Origin of the sequence: Devosia sp. Root635, assembly GCF_001427605.1 — a bacterium.
In the GTDB taxonomy this organism is placed as follows: domain Bacteria; phylum Pseudomonadota; class Alphaproteobacteria; order Rhizobiales; family Devosiaceae; genus Devosia.
Genome location: NZ_LMGZ01000023.1, coordinates 28,273 through 44,614, shown reverse-complemented (window position 1 = coordinate 44,614; position 16,342 = coordinate 28,273). Strand labels below are relative to the sequence as shown.

The 16,342-nt window shown below is 64.9% G+C and carries 13 protein-coding genes and 1 riboswitch; of the genes, 6 read left to right on the top strand and 7 right to left on the bottom strand.

Going from position 1 to position 16,342, the window contains the following annotated elements:
• The first annotated feature begins 44 nt into the window (after positions 1–44).
• On the top strand, positions 45–1,220 hold the full coding sequence (locus tag ASD80_RS16980; RefSeq protein ID WP_056235556.1) for a phosphoserine transaminase: 1,176 nt from the start codon (positions 45–47) through the stop codon (positions 1,218–1,220).
• A 167-nt stretch (positions 1,221–1,387) separates the two neighbouring features.
• Entirely contained in the window at positions 1,388–2,971 is a 1,584-nt protein-coding gene (gene serA / locus ASD80_RS16975) for a phosphoglycerate dehydrogenase (protein ID WP_056235553.1), read from the top strand.
• Positions 2,972–3,069: 98 nt separating this feature from the next.
• Here serA and ASD80_RS16970 read toward each other — a convergent pair whose 3' ends face one another.
• Positions 3,070–4,014, bottom strand: coding sequence for a DMT family transporter (locus ASD80_RS16970; protein ID WP_056235550.1), 945 nt, complete (start codon positions 4,012–4,014; stop codon positions 3,070–3,072).
• A 162-nt stretch (positions 4,015–4,176) separates the two neighbouring features.
• Here ASD80_RS16970 and ASD80_RS16965 point away from each other — a divergent pair, with 162 nt between their 5' ends.
• Both ASD80_RS16965 and ASD80_RS16960 read left to right on the top strand, forming a co-directional pair.
• Entirely contained in the window at positions 4,177–5,466 is a 1,290-nt protein-coding gene (locus tag ASD80_RS16965; protein ID WP_056235547.1) for an adenylosuccinate synthase, read from the top strand.
• A 47-nt stretch (positions 5,467–5,513) separates the two neighbouring features.
• Positions 5,514–7,478 carry a hypothetical protein gene (locus ASD80_RS16960; protein WP_056235544.1) on the top strand — a complete coding sequence of 655 codons (1,965 nt, stop codon included), beginning with the start codon at positions 5,514–5,516 and terminating at the stop codon, positions 7,476–7,478.
• Between the two features lie 205 nt (positions 7,479–7,683).
• Here the strand turns inward: ASD80_RS16960 and ASD80_RS16955 are convergent, their stop codons facing one another.
• The 3 genes from ASD80_RS16955 to thiB form a co-directional block, all read right to left on the bottom strand.
• Positions 7,684–8,322, bottom strand: a complete 639-nt coding sequence (locus ASD80_RS16955) for an ATP-binding cassette domain-containing protein (RefSeq protein WP_056235541.1) — start codon at positions 8,320–8,322, stop codon at positions 7,684–7,686.
• Positions 8,309–9,901 (bottom strand): hypothetical protein, encoded by a 1,593-nt coding sequence (locus ASD80_RS16950; RefSeq protein WP_056235540.1) that lies wholly within the window; start codon positions 9,899–9,901, stop codon positions 8,309–8,311. Before ASD80_RS16950 ends, ASD80_RS16955 begins: the two co-directional genes overlap by 14 nt.
• A 173-nt stretch (positions 9,902–10,074) precedes the next feature.
• A complete protein-coding gene (gene thiB, locus ASD80_RS16945) occupies positions 10,075–11,079 on the bottom strand; it encodes a thiamine ABC transporter substrate binding subunit (RefSeq protein WP_056235538.1) in 1,005 nt (334 codons plus the stop codon).
• A 66-nt stretch (positions 11,080–11,145) separates the two neighbouring features.
• Positions 11,146–11,245, bottom strand: a riboswitch (TPP riboswitch).
• Positions 11,246–11,328: 83 nt separating this feature from the next.
• Between thiB and ASD80_RS16940 the strand changes: the two genes are divergently transcribed.
• Positions 11,329–11,961, top strand: coding sequence for a thiamine diphosphokinase (locus ASD80_RS16940; protein ID WP_056235535.1), 633 nt, complete (start codon positions 11,329–11,331; stop codon positions 11,959–11,961).
• A gap of 218 nt (positions 11,962–12,179) precedes the next feature.
• Here the strand turns inward: ASD80_RS16940 and rpoH are convergent, their stop codons facing one another.
• Both rpoH and ASD80_RS16930 read right to left on the bottom strand, forming a co-directional pair.
• On the bottom strand, positions 12,180–13,049 hold the full coding sequence (rpoH, locus tag ASD80_RS16935; protein WP_056235532.1) for an RNA polymerase sigma factor RpoH: 870 nt from the start codon (positions 13,047–13,049) through the stop codon (positions 12,180–12,182).
• A 344-nt stretch (positions 13,050–13,393) separates the two neighbouring features.
• A complete protein-coding gene (locus ASD80_RS16930) occupies positions 13,394–14,434 on the bottom strand; it encodes an RluA family pseudouridine synthase (RefSeq protein WP_082555392.1) in 1,041 nt (346 codons plus the stop codon).
• On the opposite strand from ASD80_RS16930, the gene ASD80_RS16925 reads away from it, so the two are divergent.
• On the top strand, positions 14,433–14,774 hold the full coding sequence (locus tag ASD80_RS16925) for a DUF6476 family protein (RefSeq protein WP_056235529.1): 342 nt from the start codon (positions 14,433–14,435) through the stop codon (positions 14,772–14,774). The genes ASD80_RS16930 and ASD80_RS16925 overlap by 2 nt on opposite strands.
• A gap of 145 nt (positions 14,775–14,919) precedes the next feature.
• Here the strand turns inward: ASD80_RS16925 and ASD80_RS16920 are convergent, their stop codons facing one another.
• Positions 14,920–16,098 (bottom strand): hypothetical protein, encoded by a 1,179-nt coding sequence (locus tag ASD80_RS16920; protein ID WP_056235526.1) that lies wholly within the window; start codon positions 16,096–16,098, stop codon positions 14,920–14,922.
• Positions 16,099–16,342 lie beyond the last annotated feature (244 nt).

Here is a 16,342-nt window from a genome sequence, read left to right as displayed (position 1 = left end):
ACGCGAGACGCATAGACCTGGGAGGGTCGTTTGATATGGCTGCAATGCCCCTGACCGCGCCGGCGGTGAAACCGGCTAATCCGAATTTTTCGTCGGGCCCCTGTGCCAAGCGTCCTGGCTGGACGGTTGAGGCGCTGGCCAATGCGCTGGTGGGTCGCTCGCACCGCTCCAAGCCGGGCAAGGCCCGCATCCAGCGCGCCATCGACCTGACGCGCGAACTGCTCGAAGTTCCGGCCGATTACCGCATCGGCATCGTGCCGGCTTCCGATACCGGCGCCGTGGAAATGGCTTTGTGGTCCATGCTCGGCGCCCGCGGCGTCGACATGCTGGCCTGGGAATCGTTCGGCGAAGGCTGGGTCACCGACGTACAGAAGCAGCTCAAGCTCGATGATGCGCGCATCATCAAGGCCCCCTATGGCGAGCTGCCCGATCTCGATCAGGTCGATTTCGACCGCGACGTGGTCTTCACCTGGAACGGCACGACGTCGGGCGTGCGCGTCGCCAATGGCGACTGGATCGCCGCCGACCGCAAGGGCCTCACCATCTGCGACGCCACTTCGGCGGCCTTCGCGCAGAACCTCGATTTCGCCAAGCTCGATGTCGTCACCTTCTCCTGGCAGAAGGCGCTGGGGGGCGAAGCCGCGCATGGCGTTCTCATTCTTTCGCCGCGCGCCGTCGAGCGTCTGGAGACGTTCAAGCCCGATCGTCCGCTGCCCAAGATTTTCCGTCTCACCAAGGGCGGCAAGCTGCTCGAGGAAGTGTTCGAGGCCGCGACCATCAATACGCCCTCGATGATCTGCATCGAAGATGCCATCGACGCTATGGAATGGGGTAAATCGCTCGGTGGCCTCAAGGCCATGCAGGCCCGCGCCGACGCCAATTTCAAGGTGCTGGCCGACTGGGTTGCCGCAACCCCGTGGGTCGATTTCCTGGCGAAGAACCCGGCCAACCGCTCCAATACCTCTGTGTGTTTCTCCATCGTCGATCCGGCGGTGACGGCGCTGGCCGCCGATCAGCAGGCCGCCTTTGCCAAGGCCATCGTTTCGCGTCTCGACAAGGCCGGCGTGGCCTATGATATCGGCGCCTACAAGGACGCCCCCTCGGGCCTGCGCATCTGGGCCGGCTCCACGGTGGAAGCGTCGGACCTGGCCGCTCTGGTGCCGTGGCTGGATTACGCCTTTGCCGAAGAGCTGGCGGCGCTGGGCAAGGCTGCCGCCTGAACCAGATACATCGACCCCCTCCCTCGATCCCTCCCCTCAAGGGGGAGGGAAGGCCGACTCGAAGCCTCGTGGCTGGGGCCTCCCTCCCCCTTGAGGGGAGGGCCGGGGAGGGGGTCTCTCGATTATCACCGGCCTGTGGCCACACACTCCATTCAGGGATTACCCCAATGCCCAAGGTTCTCGTTTCCGACAAGCTCAGCCCCACCGCCGTCCAGATCTTCAAGGATAATGGCGTGGAGGTGGATTACCTGCCCGATCTGGGCAAGGACAAGGACAAGCTGCTCGAAGTCATTGGCCAGTATGATGGCCTGGCGATCCGCTCGGCCTCCAAGATCACCGAGAAGATCATCGCCGCGGCGACCAATCTCAAGGTCATCGGCCGGGCCGGCATCGGCGTCGACAATGTCGATATTCCGGCGGCGACCAAGAAGGGCATCATCGTGATGAACACGCCCTTCGGCAACTCGATCACCACGGCCGAACATGCCATTGCCATGATGATGGCCCTGGCCCGCCAGCTTCCCGAAGCCGATGCCTCGACCCGCGCCAGCAAGTGGGAAAAGAACCGCTTCATGGGCGTCGAGGTCACCAACAAGACCCTCGGCCTGATCGGCGCCGGCAATATCGGCTCCATCGTCGCTGACCGGGCCATCGGCCTGCGGATGAAGGTCATCTCGTTCGATCCGTTCCTGTCGCCGGAACGCGCCAAGGCGCTGGGCGTCGAGAAGGTGACACTGGACGAGCTGCTGGCCCGCGCCGATTTCATCACCCTGCATACGCCTCTGCTTGAGGCGACCCGTAACATTCTCAACGCCGAAAATCTCGCCAAGACCAAGAAGGGCGTGCGGATCGTCAATTGCGCCCGCGGTGGCCTGATCGACGAGGCGGCGCTCTATGAAGCCCTCAAGTCCGGCCATGTCGCCGGCGCGGCGCTCGACGTGTTCCTCGTCGAGCCGGCGCAGGACAATCCGCTATTCGAGCTGCCCAATGTCATCTGCACGCCCCATCTGGGGGCGGCGACCAGCGAAGCCCAGGAAAACGTGGCCTTGCAGGTGGCCGAGCAAATCTCGGCCTATCTGATGAACGGGGAAATCATCAACGCGCTGAACTTCCCCTCCATCTCGGCCGAGGAAGCCCCGATCCTGACCCCGTGGGTCAAGCTCGCCGAAAATCTTGGCCTGTTTGCCGGCCAGCTCACCGAAACGGCCATCACCGGCATCAAGATCGAGTTTGAGGGCAATGTCGCCAATCTCAACGTCAAGCCGATGATCGCGGCGGCGGTGAATGGCGTGCTCAAGCCCTCGCTGGGCGACGTGAACATGGTCTCGGCGCCGCAGATCGCCAAGGATCGCGGTATCACGGTGGAAACCACCACCCGCGACCAGCAGGGCGCCTATGAAGGCTATATTCGCCTGACCGTGACCACCGAGCGGCAGACGCGCGGCGTCGCCGGCACGCTGTTTGCCAATGGCAAGTCGCGTATCATCCAGGTCAAGGAGATCAACATGGAGGCCGAACTGACGCCGTCCATGCTCTATGTCACCAACGAGGACAAGCCGGGCCATATCGGTCGCCTGGGCACGCTGCTGGGCACGCTCGGCATCAATATCGCCAACTTCAACCTCGGCCGCGCCGATGTCGGGGGCGACGCCATTGCGCTGGTCTCCATCGACGGCACCCTGACCGAACCGCAACTCGCCGAAATCGCCGCGCTGGAAGGCGTCAAGCAGGCGAAAGCGCTGCGGTTCTGACAAGTCGAAGCGCCTCGAATAGATGCGGCTGAATCCGAAGGCGGATTGGACAATCGCAGATATCGAGGCGCTTTGTCGGGAACATGGCTTGGGGTTGCCTAACCCCGCCGACGCGCCGACCATTCGGCCAGAACGATGCCGCAGATGATGATGGCGGCGGCGACATAGTGATAGAGTTCCAGCCGCTCGCCCAGGATGATCACCGAGCCCAGTGTGCCGAAAACCGGAATGAGGTTGTGGCTGGGTGCGGCGCGGTTGGCGCCCACCAGTTCCACGCCGCGGGCATAGGACACCTGGCTGAACATGGATGGGAAGATCGCCACATAGGCGATGACGGCCCAGACGGTGGGCGAAGCATGGCCAAGCGTCGCCACCTGGCCCAGCCCGCCGCCGGAAAAAGCCAGCATGATGACCCCGGTGACTGCCGCCCCGAAGAAGGACACGGCCATGAAGCTCATGATGTGCATTTTGGGCCGGAAGCGCAAAGCCAGCGTATAGGTGGTGTAGGCGAGGCAGGCGAGGATGACGAAGCCGTCGCCGACATTGACATCGAGCCGCAGCAGCCGCGTCGGGTCGCCATGGGTGGCCGTAAGGATGACGCCGAAAATGGCCAGCAAGACGCCCAGGATCTGGATCAACCTTGCCCGCACCCGGAACACGATGAAATTGGCGCCCAGAATCAGCATGGGCAGGGAGGCCTGCTCGATGGCCGAATTGACCGCCGTGGTGGTGGTGAGGCCCATATAGAGAAACACGTTGAACAGCGCGTAGCCAATGGCGCCGAAGGCCATCAGCACCAGCCAGTGCTGGCGCACCACGGCCCAGTCGGCCATAAGATAGCGCCAGGCGAAGGGCAGGATGACCGCCGTCGCCAGCACGCAGCGACTGGCCAGCAGCAGGATGGGGTCGATCTCGCCGACCACCAGCTTGGCGGCCACCACATTGCCGCCCCAGAACAGGGGCGCCAGAATCAGCAGCAGATAGGGTTGATCGAGCAGTCCGGCAAATATGCCGCGATTTTGGTGGTCTAGCGGCTTTGTCATCGTCGCCCGGGTGATGTAAGGACAACCGGACTTAGCAGCTATTCGGCCATCGGCAAAATTCTACCAAAGGTGGCCGGTGGGACAGACGTCCAAGTGGAGAAGGGTGCGGCCGTGGCGGCCGGACCCTTGTGTCGTGCCAATCCTGACGAGAAGGTAAATCTAATGGCTAATGTGGTTGTCGTTGGCTCGCAGTGGGGCGACGAGGGCAAGGGCAAGATCGTCGACTGGCTTTCCGAGCGCGCCGATGTGGTGGTGCGCTATCACGGCGGTCACAATGCCGGCCACACACTGGTCATCGACGGGGTCAGCTACAAGCTGGCGCTGCTGCCTTCGGGGCTGGTGCAGGGCAAGCTGAGTGTCATCGGCAATGGCGTCGTCGTCGATCCGCACCATTTCGTGCAGGAAATGGCCAAGCTGCGCGGGCAAGGCGTGAAGATCACCCCGGAAATTCTGCGCATTGCCGACAATGCGCCGCTGATCCTGTCGCTGCATCGCGAACTCGACGCCATCCGCGAGGATTCCAATTCCGGCCTCAAGATCGGCACCACCAAGCGCGGCATCGGCCCGGCCTATGAAGACAAGGTGGGCCGCCGCGCCATTCGCCTGATCGATCTTTCCGAGCCCGATACGCTGATGCTCAAGATCGAGCGCCTGCTCAACCATCACAATGCGCTGCGCCGCGGCATGGGCCTGATCGAGATCGAAGCGCAGAAGATTTATGACGAGCTGACCGAAGTTGCCGCCGAAATCCTGCCTTTCATGGATCAGGTCTGGAAAGTGCTGGATGACCAGCGCAAGGCGGGCGCGCGCATCCTGTTCGAGGGCGCGCAGGGCGCGCTGCTCGACAATGATCACGGCACCTATCCCTTCGTCACCTCGTCCAACACCGTGGCCGGGCAGGCGGCGGCCGGTTCGGGTCTCGGCCCCACGGCCATCGGCTATGTGCTCGGCATCACCAAGGCCTATACGACCCGCGTCGGCGAGGGCCCGTTTCCCTGCGAGCTGGATGACGATGTTGGTCACCATCTGGCGACGGTCGGCCGCGAGGTCGGCGTCAATACCGGACGGCCGCGCCGCTGCGGCTGGTTCGACGCCGTGCTGGTGCGCCAGACGGTCAAGACCTCGGGCATTTCGGGAATCGCGCTTACCAAGCTCGACGTGCTCGATGGTCTCAAGGAGATCAAGGTCTGCGTCGGCTATGAGCTGGACGGATCACGGATTGATTATTTGCCTGCCTCAATGGGGGCACAAGCCCGCGTTAAGCCGATCTACGAGACGCTTGAAGGCTGGTCGGAAACCACGGCAGGCGCCCGCAGCTGGGCCGATCTGCCGGCGCAGGCGATCAAATATGTCCGCTATATCGAGGAACAGATCGGGGCGCCGGTTGCCATGCTGTCGACGAGCCCGGAACGGGTCGATACCATCCTTGTCCATGACCCATTCCAAGATTGAGATTTTTTGTTACAACGTGTCGCTGCAATGTGAGTACCAACTAACCGATGGCGGACTACAAGGAGCTGTTGCGCCGCGCCATAACGGCGCTGCCGGAGAATAATGGGGCGGCCCGGCGGGCCGTCTACGAGAAGGCGCGTTCGGCCCTGGTCGGACAGCTTCGCGCCATTACGCCCCCATTGCCCGCGCGCGACATCACCCAGCACCGCCTGCAGCTCGAAGATTGCATCCGCCAGGTCGAACAGGAAGCCAGCGAGGCGGTGATTACGCTGGGCCGCGAACAGGTGCTGGCACCGCGTGCGGCTGCCGAACCGGCAAAACCCGAAGCCGCGCCGCCGCCGTCCGCCCAGGCAGAAAAGCCCAAGCCGGGTCCGGTGGCGGTAGAAGAGGCGTCCAAGCCCGACGAGACCACGGCCAAGCCTGCCGCGGTGGGCCCGATGTCGATCGAGGATATCATCAGCCAGGCCTCGGCCGTCTCCGGAGCGGCCGTGACGCCGGCCGATGCCGGGGCGGACAAGCCTGAACCGGCGCCCGAAGCCAAGCCGGAGGCGCGGCCGATCCCCACCATTGTCGGTCGGGTGCAGCCGGTTCGGACCGGCCCGACATCGCCGGTTCCGTCACCGTCCAATGTGCGTCCGCTCGATCCCCCGCTCAAGGGACCGAGCTTCGAGCCGCGCCGCGATGCCATTCCGCTGGCGGCCAATTCCGCGGTCGAGCCGGTGCGCGTCGCCAGCCGGATCGAACCATCGATGGGCGGCCATGCCGTTGCCCGCCAGAAGGTGGCGATGCCCGACGACGTGATCGAGACGGCGCCGGTCGAGACCGCCCTGTCCAGCGTGCGCGAAGTCGATGTCGAGCCCGATGCCAGCGAAGCGCAGGATGTTATCGAGCGCGCTATTGAAGTGCTCGACCGTGAAGCGCGCGGCGAAGCCGCTCCAACCCTGCCCGATCCGGCTGAGGCCCCCCCTGCCGCAGCCGTCGGGACCGATGACAGCGACGATGCCGGCTTTGCCGATGCGCCGGCGCAGCGTGGCGGCGCCGGCCTGACGATTTTCCTCGTGGTCTTTGCCATCCTGCTTGCCGGTGTCGGCGGTGCGGGCTTCTGGGCATGGCGCGAAGGCTATGTCGACCTCGACCAGATGTTCGGCCAGGCGCAGGCGCCGGTGACCGAGACCGCCGAGACGACGCCGGCGACCCCGACGCTCGATCCGGTGCCGGCCGTGGAAACCGGCGACGACGCCGTGGCCGGGCCGGGCAATACCGCGCCCGCAGCGACGGTGGATCAGCCCAGCGCCGAACTCAGCGGCCTGCAGATCGAAGATCGGCTGGAGCCGACGCCGGAACCGGTAACGCCGACCGGCAACGAGACCGTGCTGCCCGACGTGAACGGGGGCGAGATCAAGACCGAGGAGCGCCTGTCCGGCGAAGAACCGACCGCGATGGCCGCGAACGATCCTGCTGCCTCTGTCGATCCGGCGGTGCTTGCCGGCAGCCAGTCGCTGCTGCTCGAGGCCAGCCAGGATGGCACGACGGGCGCCGTGCCTTTCTCGGGCACGGTGGAATGGACCGAGGGGGTAGATGAGCTTGGCCTGCCGACCCTGGTCGGGGCGGCCAGCATTCCGGCGCGCAACCTGGGCGTCGACATCACCATCCGCAAGAATTCCGACCCCAGCCTGCCGGCCAGCCACTTGATGGAAGTCGATTTCAAGGTGAGCGACACCTTTATCGGCGGCAACATTTCCACGCTGCCGGGCGTGCTGCTCAAGGATCAGGAACTGGTGCCGGGCACGGCTTTGGTCGGCGCTTCGGCGCGCGTGGTGGGCAATTCGTTCCTGTTCGCGCTGAGCGCGACGCCGGCCGATGCGGCAACCAACACGGACCTGCTCGAAAACCGCCGCTGGATGGATCTTGCCGTGGTCTATGGCACCGGCCGCAACGCCATCATCACCCTGGAAAAGGACGAGGATGCGCAGGCCCTGTTCGAAAAAGTCTTCGGCACCTGGGCGGAGTAGGCCGTACCCCCTCCTACCCCTTAAGGGCGTAATATTACGCCGAACTCTTCCTGGTTCGGTGTGCGTGACTCACCCCCACCCTTGATCCCTCCCCACAAGGGGAGGGAGACGATGAACACTGACCGCTGCGCTGGCGCCTCCTCCCCTTGATGGGGAGGGATTGAGGGAGGGGTGACGGGAGCCACGGAAGTCCGAAGTGACACCCTCAAACCGCCTCCAGCCGCCCCTGCACCAGCACGTATTTCCGCGCCGCCAGCGCCTCGACGTCATCGGCATGGTGGCTGACCAAGATCGTGTGCCAGCCATGGCGGATGGTCAGCACGCGCACCAGATCGCGCACCGCCACCCGCGTTTCATCGTCCAGCGCCGAGAAGGGTTCGTCCAGCAGCAATACCGGCCGCGCCCGCAGCAGGGTCCGCGCCAGGGCTGCGCGCTGCTTCTGGCCGCCGCTGAGCGTGCTGGCGAGCTGGTCTCCGACGCCCTCCAGCCCCACCTCGGCCAGCGCTTCGGCGATCTGCCGCTGCACTTCTGCCTGGGGCGTGCCCGCCGGCAGCCCCAAAGCCACGTTTTTCGCCGCGCTCAGATGTTCGAACAGGCTGTCTGATTGCAGCAGCAGCGAGATCGGCCGCTGCTCCGGCGGCAGCGGCAGCAGATCCCGGTGGTCCAGCGCGATGCTGCCGGATGTCGGGGTCAGAAACCCGGCGAGCAGGTCGAGCAGGGTCGACTTGCCCGAGCCGCTGGCCCCCGAAATGGCCGTCACTTCGCCGCCGTGGGCCACCAGCGAGAACTGGTAGGGCGTCGCCTGGCCGGGATGGGCAAAGGTCAGGTTCTCAACGCGCAGCATCGGCGATCCTTTCGAACAGTCTGGGCAGGCCGACAAAGGCGACGATCGTGCCGATGAGCAGGATGGCGGCGATGGCCGCGGCATCATTGCCGCGATAGGAACCGAGCGCCCGGAACATCATCAGCGGCAGGGTCTGGAAATCCTGCGTGCCGAACAGGGCGATGACGCCGAGATCGCCGAGCGAGAAACAGAAGGCCAAAGCCAGCATGACGCCGATATCCCGGCCGAGCAGGGGATATTCAACCAAAGTGAATTGCCGCCAGCCCGACAGGCCGAGCGAGCGGATCAGCTTGCCGCGCGAGTGGGCAATGGCCTCCAGCGGCGGCCCAAGGGTCGCCATGGCAAAGGGCAAAGCGAGCAGGCTATTGGCAAGGATGACCACATAGGGCGCCGCGACGGCTGGGGCAAAGCCGAGTTGGCGCACAGCCAAGAAAAAGCCGAGCGACAGCACCACGGCCGGCACGGCCAGGTAGGCAAAGGCCGGCATGCCCAGCAATGTCCGCAGCACGCCATTGCCGGTCGCACCGCGCCCCAATGCCAGCGCCAGTGCCAGCAACAGCGTCAGCAGGGCCGAAGCCGTGCCGATGACGAGGCTGCTTGCCGTGGCCCACCAGAAGGCTGGCTGCGCCACCACCCGCCCGACCCCGGCGCCCAGGCCATCGATCAGCACCGAAAGCAGCGGCAGCACGAAGCCGATGGTGCAAAGCGCCAGCACCAGCATTTGCAGCATTCGCGCAAAACCCCGGTCCCGCCAGCGCGGCGCGGTGGAAGCGCCGAAACTGGTGGGGATGGGCGCCAGCGCCGAGGCGGCCATGATGACCAGCGAGCAGACGGCGATCTGCGTCGCCGCCAGCCGCACCGCGCCGGCCAGGTCGAAATCCTGCCGCACCGCGGCATAGATAGCCACTTCCAGCGTCTGGTTGGCCGGCCCGCCGCCCAGCAGCAGCACGATGGGGAAGCTGGTGAAGGCGAGGAGGAAAATGATCGCCGCCAGCCCCGGTACGGTGCCGCGCAGGGCGGGCCAGTCGATGATGGTGAAACGCCGCCAGGGTGTGAGCCCCAGCGACTGCCCGGTTTTGAGCCGGGTCGATGGAATGGCGTCGAGCCTGGCCAGCATGATGCGCGCGGCAAAGGCGCCATCGAGCACGACATGGGCCAGGAGAATGCCTGACAGCCCGAAGGCAGGATTGCCGATGGACAGGCCGAACAGCTTTTCGCTCGCCTGATTGATCCAGCCATTGCGGCCCCAGATGGAGAGCAGGCCGAACGCCACCACCATGCCGGGCGTCACGATGGCCGAGGCGAAGAGCCCCACCACCAGGTCGCGCCCGGGAAAGCGCAGCCGGTTGAGCGCCCACGCCAGCGCCATGCCGACGGCAATGGAGAGCACGGTGGTCAGCCCGGCCTGGATCGAGGTCATGCGCAGCAGATGCGGGATATCGATGCGCGAGGCGCTGCCCTCGCCGCCGGTCGCAGCGGCGAGGATGGCCCACAGCACAAGCGCGATGAGCAAGGCAATGGCGGTGGCAAGGGCAATGGCGGTGGCAATGCGCGCCGGGCGATGGGGCAGGGTCAGCATGGCCCCACCCACCGGCCTGTGGCCAAACAACCCCCACCCTTGGTCCCTCCCCACAAGGGGGAGGGAGACGCAAGGCCAACCATTGTGGCCCGAATTGCGTTCTTGCACCGGGCAGGCTTCCCTCCCCCTTGTGGGGAGGGAATGAGGGTGGGGGTTCTCACGCTCGCAATGCCCTACTGCACTGCCGCCAGCATCTCGTCGATCCAGCGCTGGCTGTTGGCCGCGAGCTCGTCATCGCTGAGCACCAGCGTCTTTTCCGGCTGCGGCAAAGTGGCGAAAGCCGGGTCGATATCGGCGCCGAGATCCACCACCGGGAACATCCAGTTGGTGCTCGGGATCACCTTCTGCCCATCCGCTGAAGCCAGATAGGCGAGGAATTGCCGCGCCAGCTCCTGGTGCTCCGACGACTTGAGGATGCCCGCCACTTCGGTTTGGGCCAGGTGGCCTTCCTCGAACATGGCGGCATGGATCGTGTCGTCGCCCTCGGCGATGATGTGATAGGCCGGCGAGGTCGAATAGCTCAGCGCCATGTCGGCCTCTCCTTCGAGGAACAGGTTGTAGCTTTCGCTCCATTCCCGCGTCACCGTCAAAATATGCGGCTTGAGGCCGGCCCAGATTTCGGGCGCGCGGTCGCCGTAGGCGGCGGCGATCCACAGCACCAGGCCCAGCCCCGGCGTGGCCGAGCGCGGGTCTTGCACCACGATCTTGAAATCGTCGGGCAGGGCGATCAGCTCCTCGAAGCTCTTGGGCGGCGTGGTCACCGTATCGGTGTCATAGACGAAGGCGAAATGGGCATAGTCGAAGGGCACGAATTGCGCGTCGGTCCATGTTTCGGGCAGCTTGAGCCCGGAAAGATCGAGCCCATGATCGGCAAACAGCCCCGTGGCGCGGGCTTCCCCGGCAATGGCCGTATCGAGGCCGACAATGATATCGGCTTCGGTCGTGTCACCTTCGAGCTGTACGCGGCGCAATGTGCCGATGGAGCTGTCGGCGGCGACCCATTCGACCACGCAGCCGCAGGTGGCCTCGAAGCCTGCCTTGAGGCCGGGGCCGGGGCCCCACTCGGCGGCAAAGCCGTCATAAGTGTAGATCGTCAGGGTCGGCACGTCTTCGGCGAATGCCGGTGCAGCGAACAGTCCAACAAGGACCGCAAGCGCCAGACGGGTGGATTTGACCATGGGTCATTCCCTTCATTGGTTGCGGCCATGAGTGAAGGGATGTGTGTCAATGGAAGGGTGTCGAGATGCCCTTGCCATCTCGAACTTCCTCCGCCAGCATGACCTGGTTCAGGTTCAATGGGTAACTCTCAGCTCCGGTTTGACCGGAACACCCCAGCGAGACGCCCAACACTTAATGAGAGCTTTGTGACAGTGCAAGACACTTCGGCGCCGAAGGCCGGTAGGCCCTTGGTCGTATTCGACACTCCCATGGCCATTGTCGGCGGTGGCGCCGTCGATCCGGCCCTGCTGGTGGAATTGGCCGGCCGCGGCGTGGCACTGGTCGGGGCCGATGGCGGCGCCGATGCCATCGGCGATGCCGGCCTCACCCCATCAGCCATTATCGGCGATCTCGATTCGCTGCGCGACCGCGCAGCATGGGAGGGGCGCACCCGCGTCCTCCACATCCCCGAGCAGGTCACCACCGATTTCCAGAAGGCGCTCTATTCCACCCAGGCGCCTGTGACGCTGGCCCTGGGCATGACCGGCAAAAGGCTCGACCACACGCTGGCGGCATTGAGTGCCGTGCTGCAATACGCCCCATCGCGAAAACTGCTGCTGGTGGACGAAGTCGATGTGGCGCTGGCTGTGGTGGGGTCCATCACCTTCGCGGCGGGTCTGCGCGAGCGGGTGTCCATTCACCCACTGCTGCCGATCAGCTTCACTCGCTCGACAGGACTGTTCTATCCCATGGACGGGCTAACCCTGGCGCCGGGCGGGCTGATCGGTACCTCCAACGAGGGCACCGGCGGGCCGGTAGAAGTGGTGCCGGAAGATGATACGCCGTGGCTGCTCATCCTGGGCAAGGAGCGGCTGTGGGATCTGGTTGCAGCTAGCCAATAAGGTGCGGGGGCCACCCTCCCCCTTGCGGGGAGGGTAGCGTCGCTAGGCCCAACGGGCCTTAGCAGAGCTAGGGTGGGGGTGCGAGAGCCCCGATATTTGGGCCAAACACCCCCCACCCTCGATCCCTCCCCGCAAGGGGGAGGGAGACGACTGCCGAGCTAATGCTCGCAACAAAAAAGGCGGGCCCAAGCCCGCCTTCCGCATTCTTTCTACTCGTCTCAATGCGCCCGCGCCGCTTCCTTCACGGCGTCCTGCACCTTCTCGAAGGCGCGAACCTCGATCTGGCGGATGCGCTCGCGGCTGACGTCATATTGCTGGGCCAGTTCCTCGAGCGTGGACGGATTGTCCTGCAGGCGGCGGGCCTGGAAGATGGCGCGTTCGCGTTCGTTCAGCACATCCATGGCACTGTTCAACAGCCCCATGCGCTCGGAAAATTCCTCGCTTTCGCCGAGGGCCGTTTCCTGGCTCGGGGTGTCGTCCACCAGCCAGTCCTGCCATTCGGAGCTGCCTTCATCGGCCCGCATGGGCGAATTGAGCGAAGCATCGCCCGACAGGCGTGCATTCATGGACACCACGTCGTCTTCGCTCACCTTGAGGGTGGTGGCGATCTGCTTGATCTGGTCGGGATGCAGCGAGCCATCGTCCAGCGCGGCGATCTGGCCCTTCACCTTGCGCAGGTTGAAGAACAGGCGCTTCTGGGCGGCGGTGGTGCCGATCTTGACCAGGCTCCAGCTGCGCAGCACATATTCCTGGATGGCGGCGCGGATCCACCACATGGCATAGGTCGCCAGCCGGAAGCCCTTTTCGGGCTCGAAGCGCTTCACCGCATGCATCAGGCCCACATTGCCTTCCGAAATCACTTCGGAAATGGGCAGGCCATAGCCGCGATAGCCCATGGCGATCTTGGCTACGAGGCGCAGATGGCTGGTGATCAGCTTCTGCGCCGAGCCGGGATCCTGATGTTCCTTGTAGCGTTTGGCCAGCATGTATTCTTCATCCGGTTCCAGCATGGGGAACTTGCGGATTTCCTGAAGATAACGGCTGAGGCCCCCTTCGGCGGAGAGGACAGGAAGATTGGTCTGGGCCATGGCGCACCCCTTTCTTTTTCCCCCACATGGCGCGGGCGGAGACGAGTCCGCGATGACCATTCGGCCCATCGGCAGACTACGATGGATATATAGGCCGCAATTTGGCGATTGTAAGGGCACCAAAAGATTACAAATGCGCAATTCTGCGGAAGGTTCCGTCCTTACCTCTCCCTTCGGGGGTGCTATCGCAAATATCTCAGTCGACTCCCTCCCCCTTGCGGGGAGGGATCAAGGGTGGGGGATGTTTAGCCCCGATATCGGGGCTAACCGCCACCCCCTCCCAGCCTCCCCCGTCAAAGGGGGAGGAGCCGTGCGGTGGACGTGGTGAGGTCGTGCAAGAAAAGCTACCGCGCAAAGGCCTTGTCGTAACCTTCCAGCGCGTCCTCGAGCGCCTGCAAATCATCCGGCAGCGGCGCCTCGAACAGCATTTCCTCGCCGGTCACCGGATGCTCGAAACCCAGTTCCGCCGCATGCAGAGCCTGCCTTCCCAGCGCCTGGACCGGTGCCGCCACATCGGCCGGCAGCCGGTTGATCTTGGTAGCATAGCCCGAGGCATAGACCGCGTCGGCCACCAGCGGATGGCCGATATGGGCCATATGCACGCGGATCTGGTGGGTGCGGCCGGTTTCGAGGTGGCATTGCACGCGGGTCATGTCCCAGCCCTCGTCGCCGAAGCGCGCCTCGACGAAATAGTGGGTGATGGCCTCGCGCCCGTCCCTGCGCACCGCCTGTTTCAGCCGGTTGTTCTGGTCGCGGCCCAGCGGCGCGTCCACCGTGCCCTTGGCGGTTTCGGTCGAGCCCCAGACGAAGGCGATATAGGCGCGATGAAGCGGCCCGGTGCGGCCATGGTCGGCGAATTGCTCGGAGAGGTGCTTGTGCGCCGTCTCGGTCTTGGCGGCGACCATGACGCCGGACGTATCGCGGTCGAGCCGATGGACGATGCCGGGGCGCTTGACCCCGCCGATGCCCACCAGGCTGTCGCCGCAATGGAACAACAGGGCATTGACCAGCGTGCCATCGGGCGAACCGGGGGCAGGGTGGACCACCATGCCGACGGGCTTGTTGACCACGATGAGCTGGTCATCCTCATAGAGAATGTCGAGCGGGATATCCTGCGGCAGCGGCTCGGCATCTTCTGGAGGTGGGGCAAGAAGGGTGATTGTCTCGCCCGCCATTAGCCGGTATTTGGGCTCGCTGACGGGTTTGCCGTCAATGCTGGCGGCGCCGCCCAGGATCAGGTCCTTGATGCGGCTGCGGCTCAGTACGGTGTGAACTCTGGCCAGCGTGGCATCGAGCCGCCCGCCGGCCATGTCGGCATCGACGACGACCACGACCTGGACTTCGCCTTCCTCGCCCTCGAACTCTGCAGCGGAATTTTCGACCATGAGCGATCCTGATCAGACTGGACAGAAGGCCGATGCGCCCCTGACGCCCGAAGCCCTTGCCATATTGGGGAAGGCCCGCCGTTCCTTCGCGATTTCGATCGGCGTGCTGTTGCTGGGCTTTATGGCGATTGGCTTCGCCCTTGTCTATCGCGCCATGCGCGACACCCCGCCGCCGGCCATGATCGAAAGCGTGGTTTTGCCCGCCGGGGCCGAGGTGGTTTCGGCCTTGGTCAGCGATGGCGCGATCAACGTGACCTATGGCGTGGGCGGTGTGACCACCCTGGCGCTGTTCGATCAGGCGACGGGTGAGATGACGCGGGAAGTGGTGATCGGGGAGTAAGGGCTGGTGCCACGCCCTCGTGGTTCGAGGGTCGCTACGCTCCCGCCTCACCATGAGAGCTACTTTTAGCTCTGTGTCCCAGTAGCCCTCATGGTGAGGTGCGCTTCTTCAGCGCCTCGAACCACGAGGGCGTGGCAGGGAGTGCCTACCGCCCCTGAATCTCCCGCAGCGCCGCCATCCGGTCCGTCACCGAGCCGCCCTTGCGCTCGCCCTTGGCCGGCTTGACCGGCAGGGCGTCCACGCCCTCGCCATCGTCGGCAAAGCGCTGCACGCGGTCGAACAGACTCTCCTCGGCGCCGCTGGCCACCGGGGCTTCATTGTCCACGGCATAGACCAGCCGGCTGACGCTGGCGGCGATGTCGTTGAGCTTTTCGCGCAGATAGGCTTCCTCGATGCGTTCGCTGTCCCAGTCGGCGAGAATGGTGGATTCGACATTGCCCACCTGCTTGCGCAATGCCTCCACTTCGGCTTCAAGCGTGAGCTTGTCGGCCAGCAATTGTTCGGCCCGGCCTTCGGATTGCTCAACCACCTGGCTGGTTTCGGCCAGCAGCGCATTGAGGCGGTTCTCGGCGCTGGCGATGCGCGCCTCGGCGGCGACCAGGTTTTCGGCATCGGCCGCCTTCCTGTCGTCGCGGCCAGCCAGGGCCTCGCGCATCTGGGCAATGGCTGCGGTAGCCTCGGCGCTGCGGCGGTCGGAGCTTTCGAGCCGGGTGATCAGGCTCTTGGCCTGGTCTTCGAGGAAGCTGGCGCGCTTGCGCTCGATGGCGAGTGCGGTGGTCAGCCGGTCCACGTCCTCGTCATAGTCGCCACTCAGCGGCCGTCCATGCAGATCGGTGCCCCGCGGCAGGCCGCCGCGCACCGTGTCGCGCAGGGCGCCCAGTTCGTCGCTGCGCGTTTCCAGCTCGCGGTCGCGCATGCGCAGGCGCTGCGCCAGGTCGGTGCCCTCGCGCTCCAGTTCGGCGACGCGGGCGCGCAATTCTTCCTCGCGCTGCTCCAGTTCCTTGACCACCAGCAGGTGCTGGTCGCGCTCGGCCTTGAGCAGGCCGAGATCGCTGCGCTTCTGGTTGACGTCGCCCAACTGTTCGGCCAGCCGCTTGCGCAGGGTCTCGACATTCATTTCCAGGCGCCGCGTCGACAGGGCGAATTCGGCGCGCAACTGGTCCTTGTCGGCGCGGAATTCGGCCATGGTGATGGGCGTGGCGGCCTCGATGCGGCGCTTGGTCAGGCGCACGGCGCGCTTCCACACGGCCGGCAGGATGATCAGCGAGATCAGGCCGGCCGCCAGCAGGCCTAACGCGAAATACATGATGTTCTCGATGACCATCGGTCAGACTCCGGAACCGCATCGGCACGCAATACGGGCAATCCCTTATCCGGCAGAGGCAGCGCCGCCGCCACATTTGCCAGCGATTAACCCTAACGGGTTTGTGGAGGCCCGTCACGGCCCGGTGGCGGGACGGATTGCAGGTTTGATGGACCGGCATCTCTCGGAGTCATTCCTGCGCAATCGGGAACCACTGTTGGCGGAAACGCGCGGTGCTGGAAGGCCAATCCCTCTGCGCCATCCC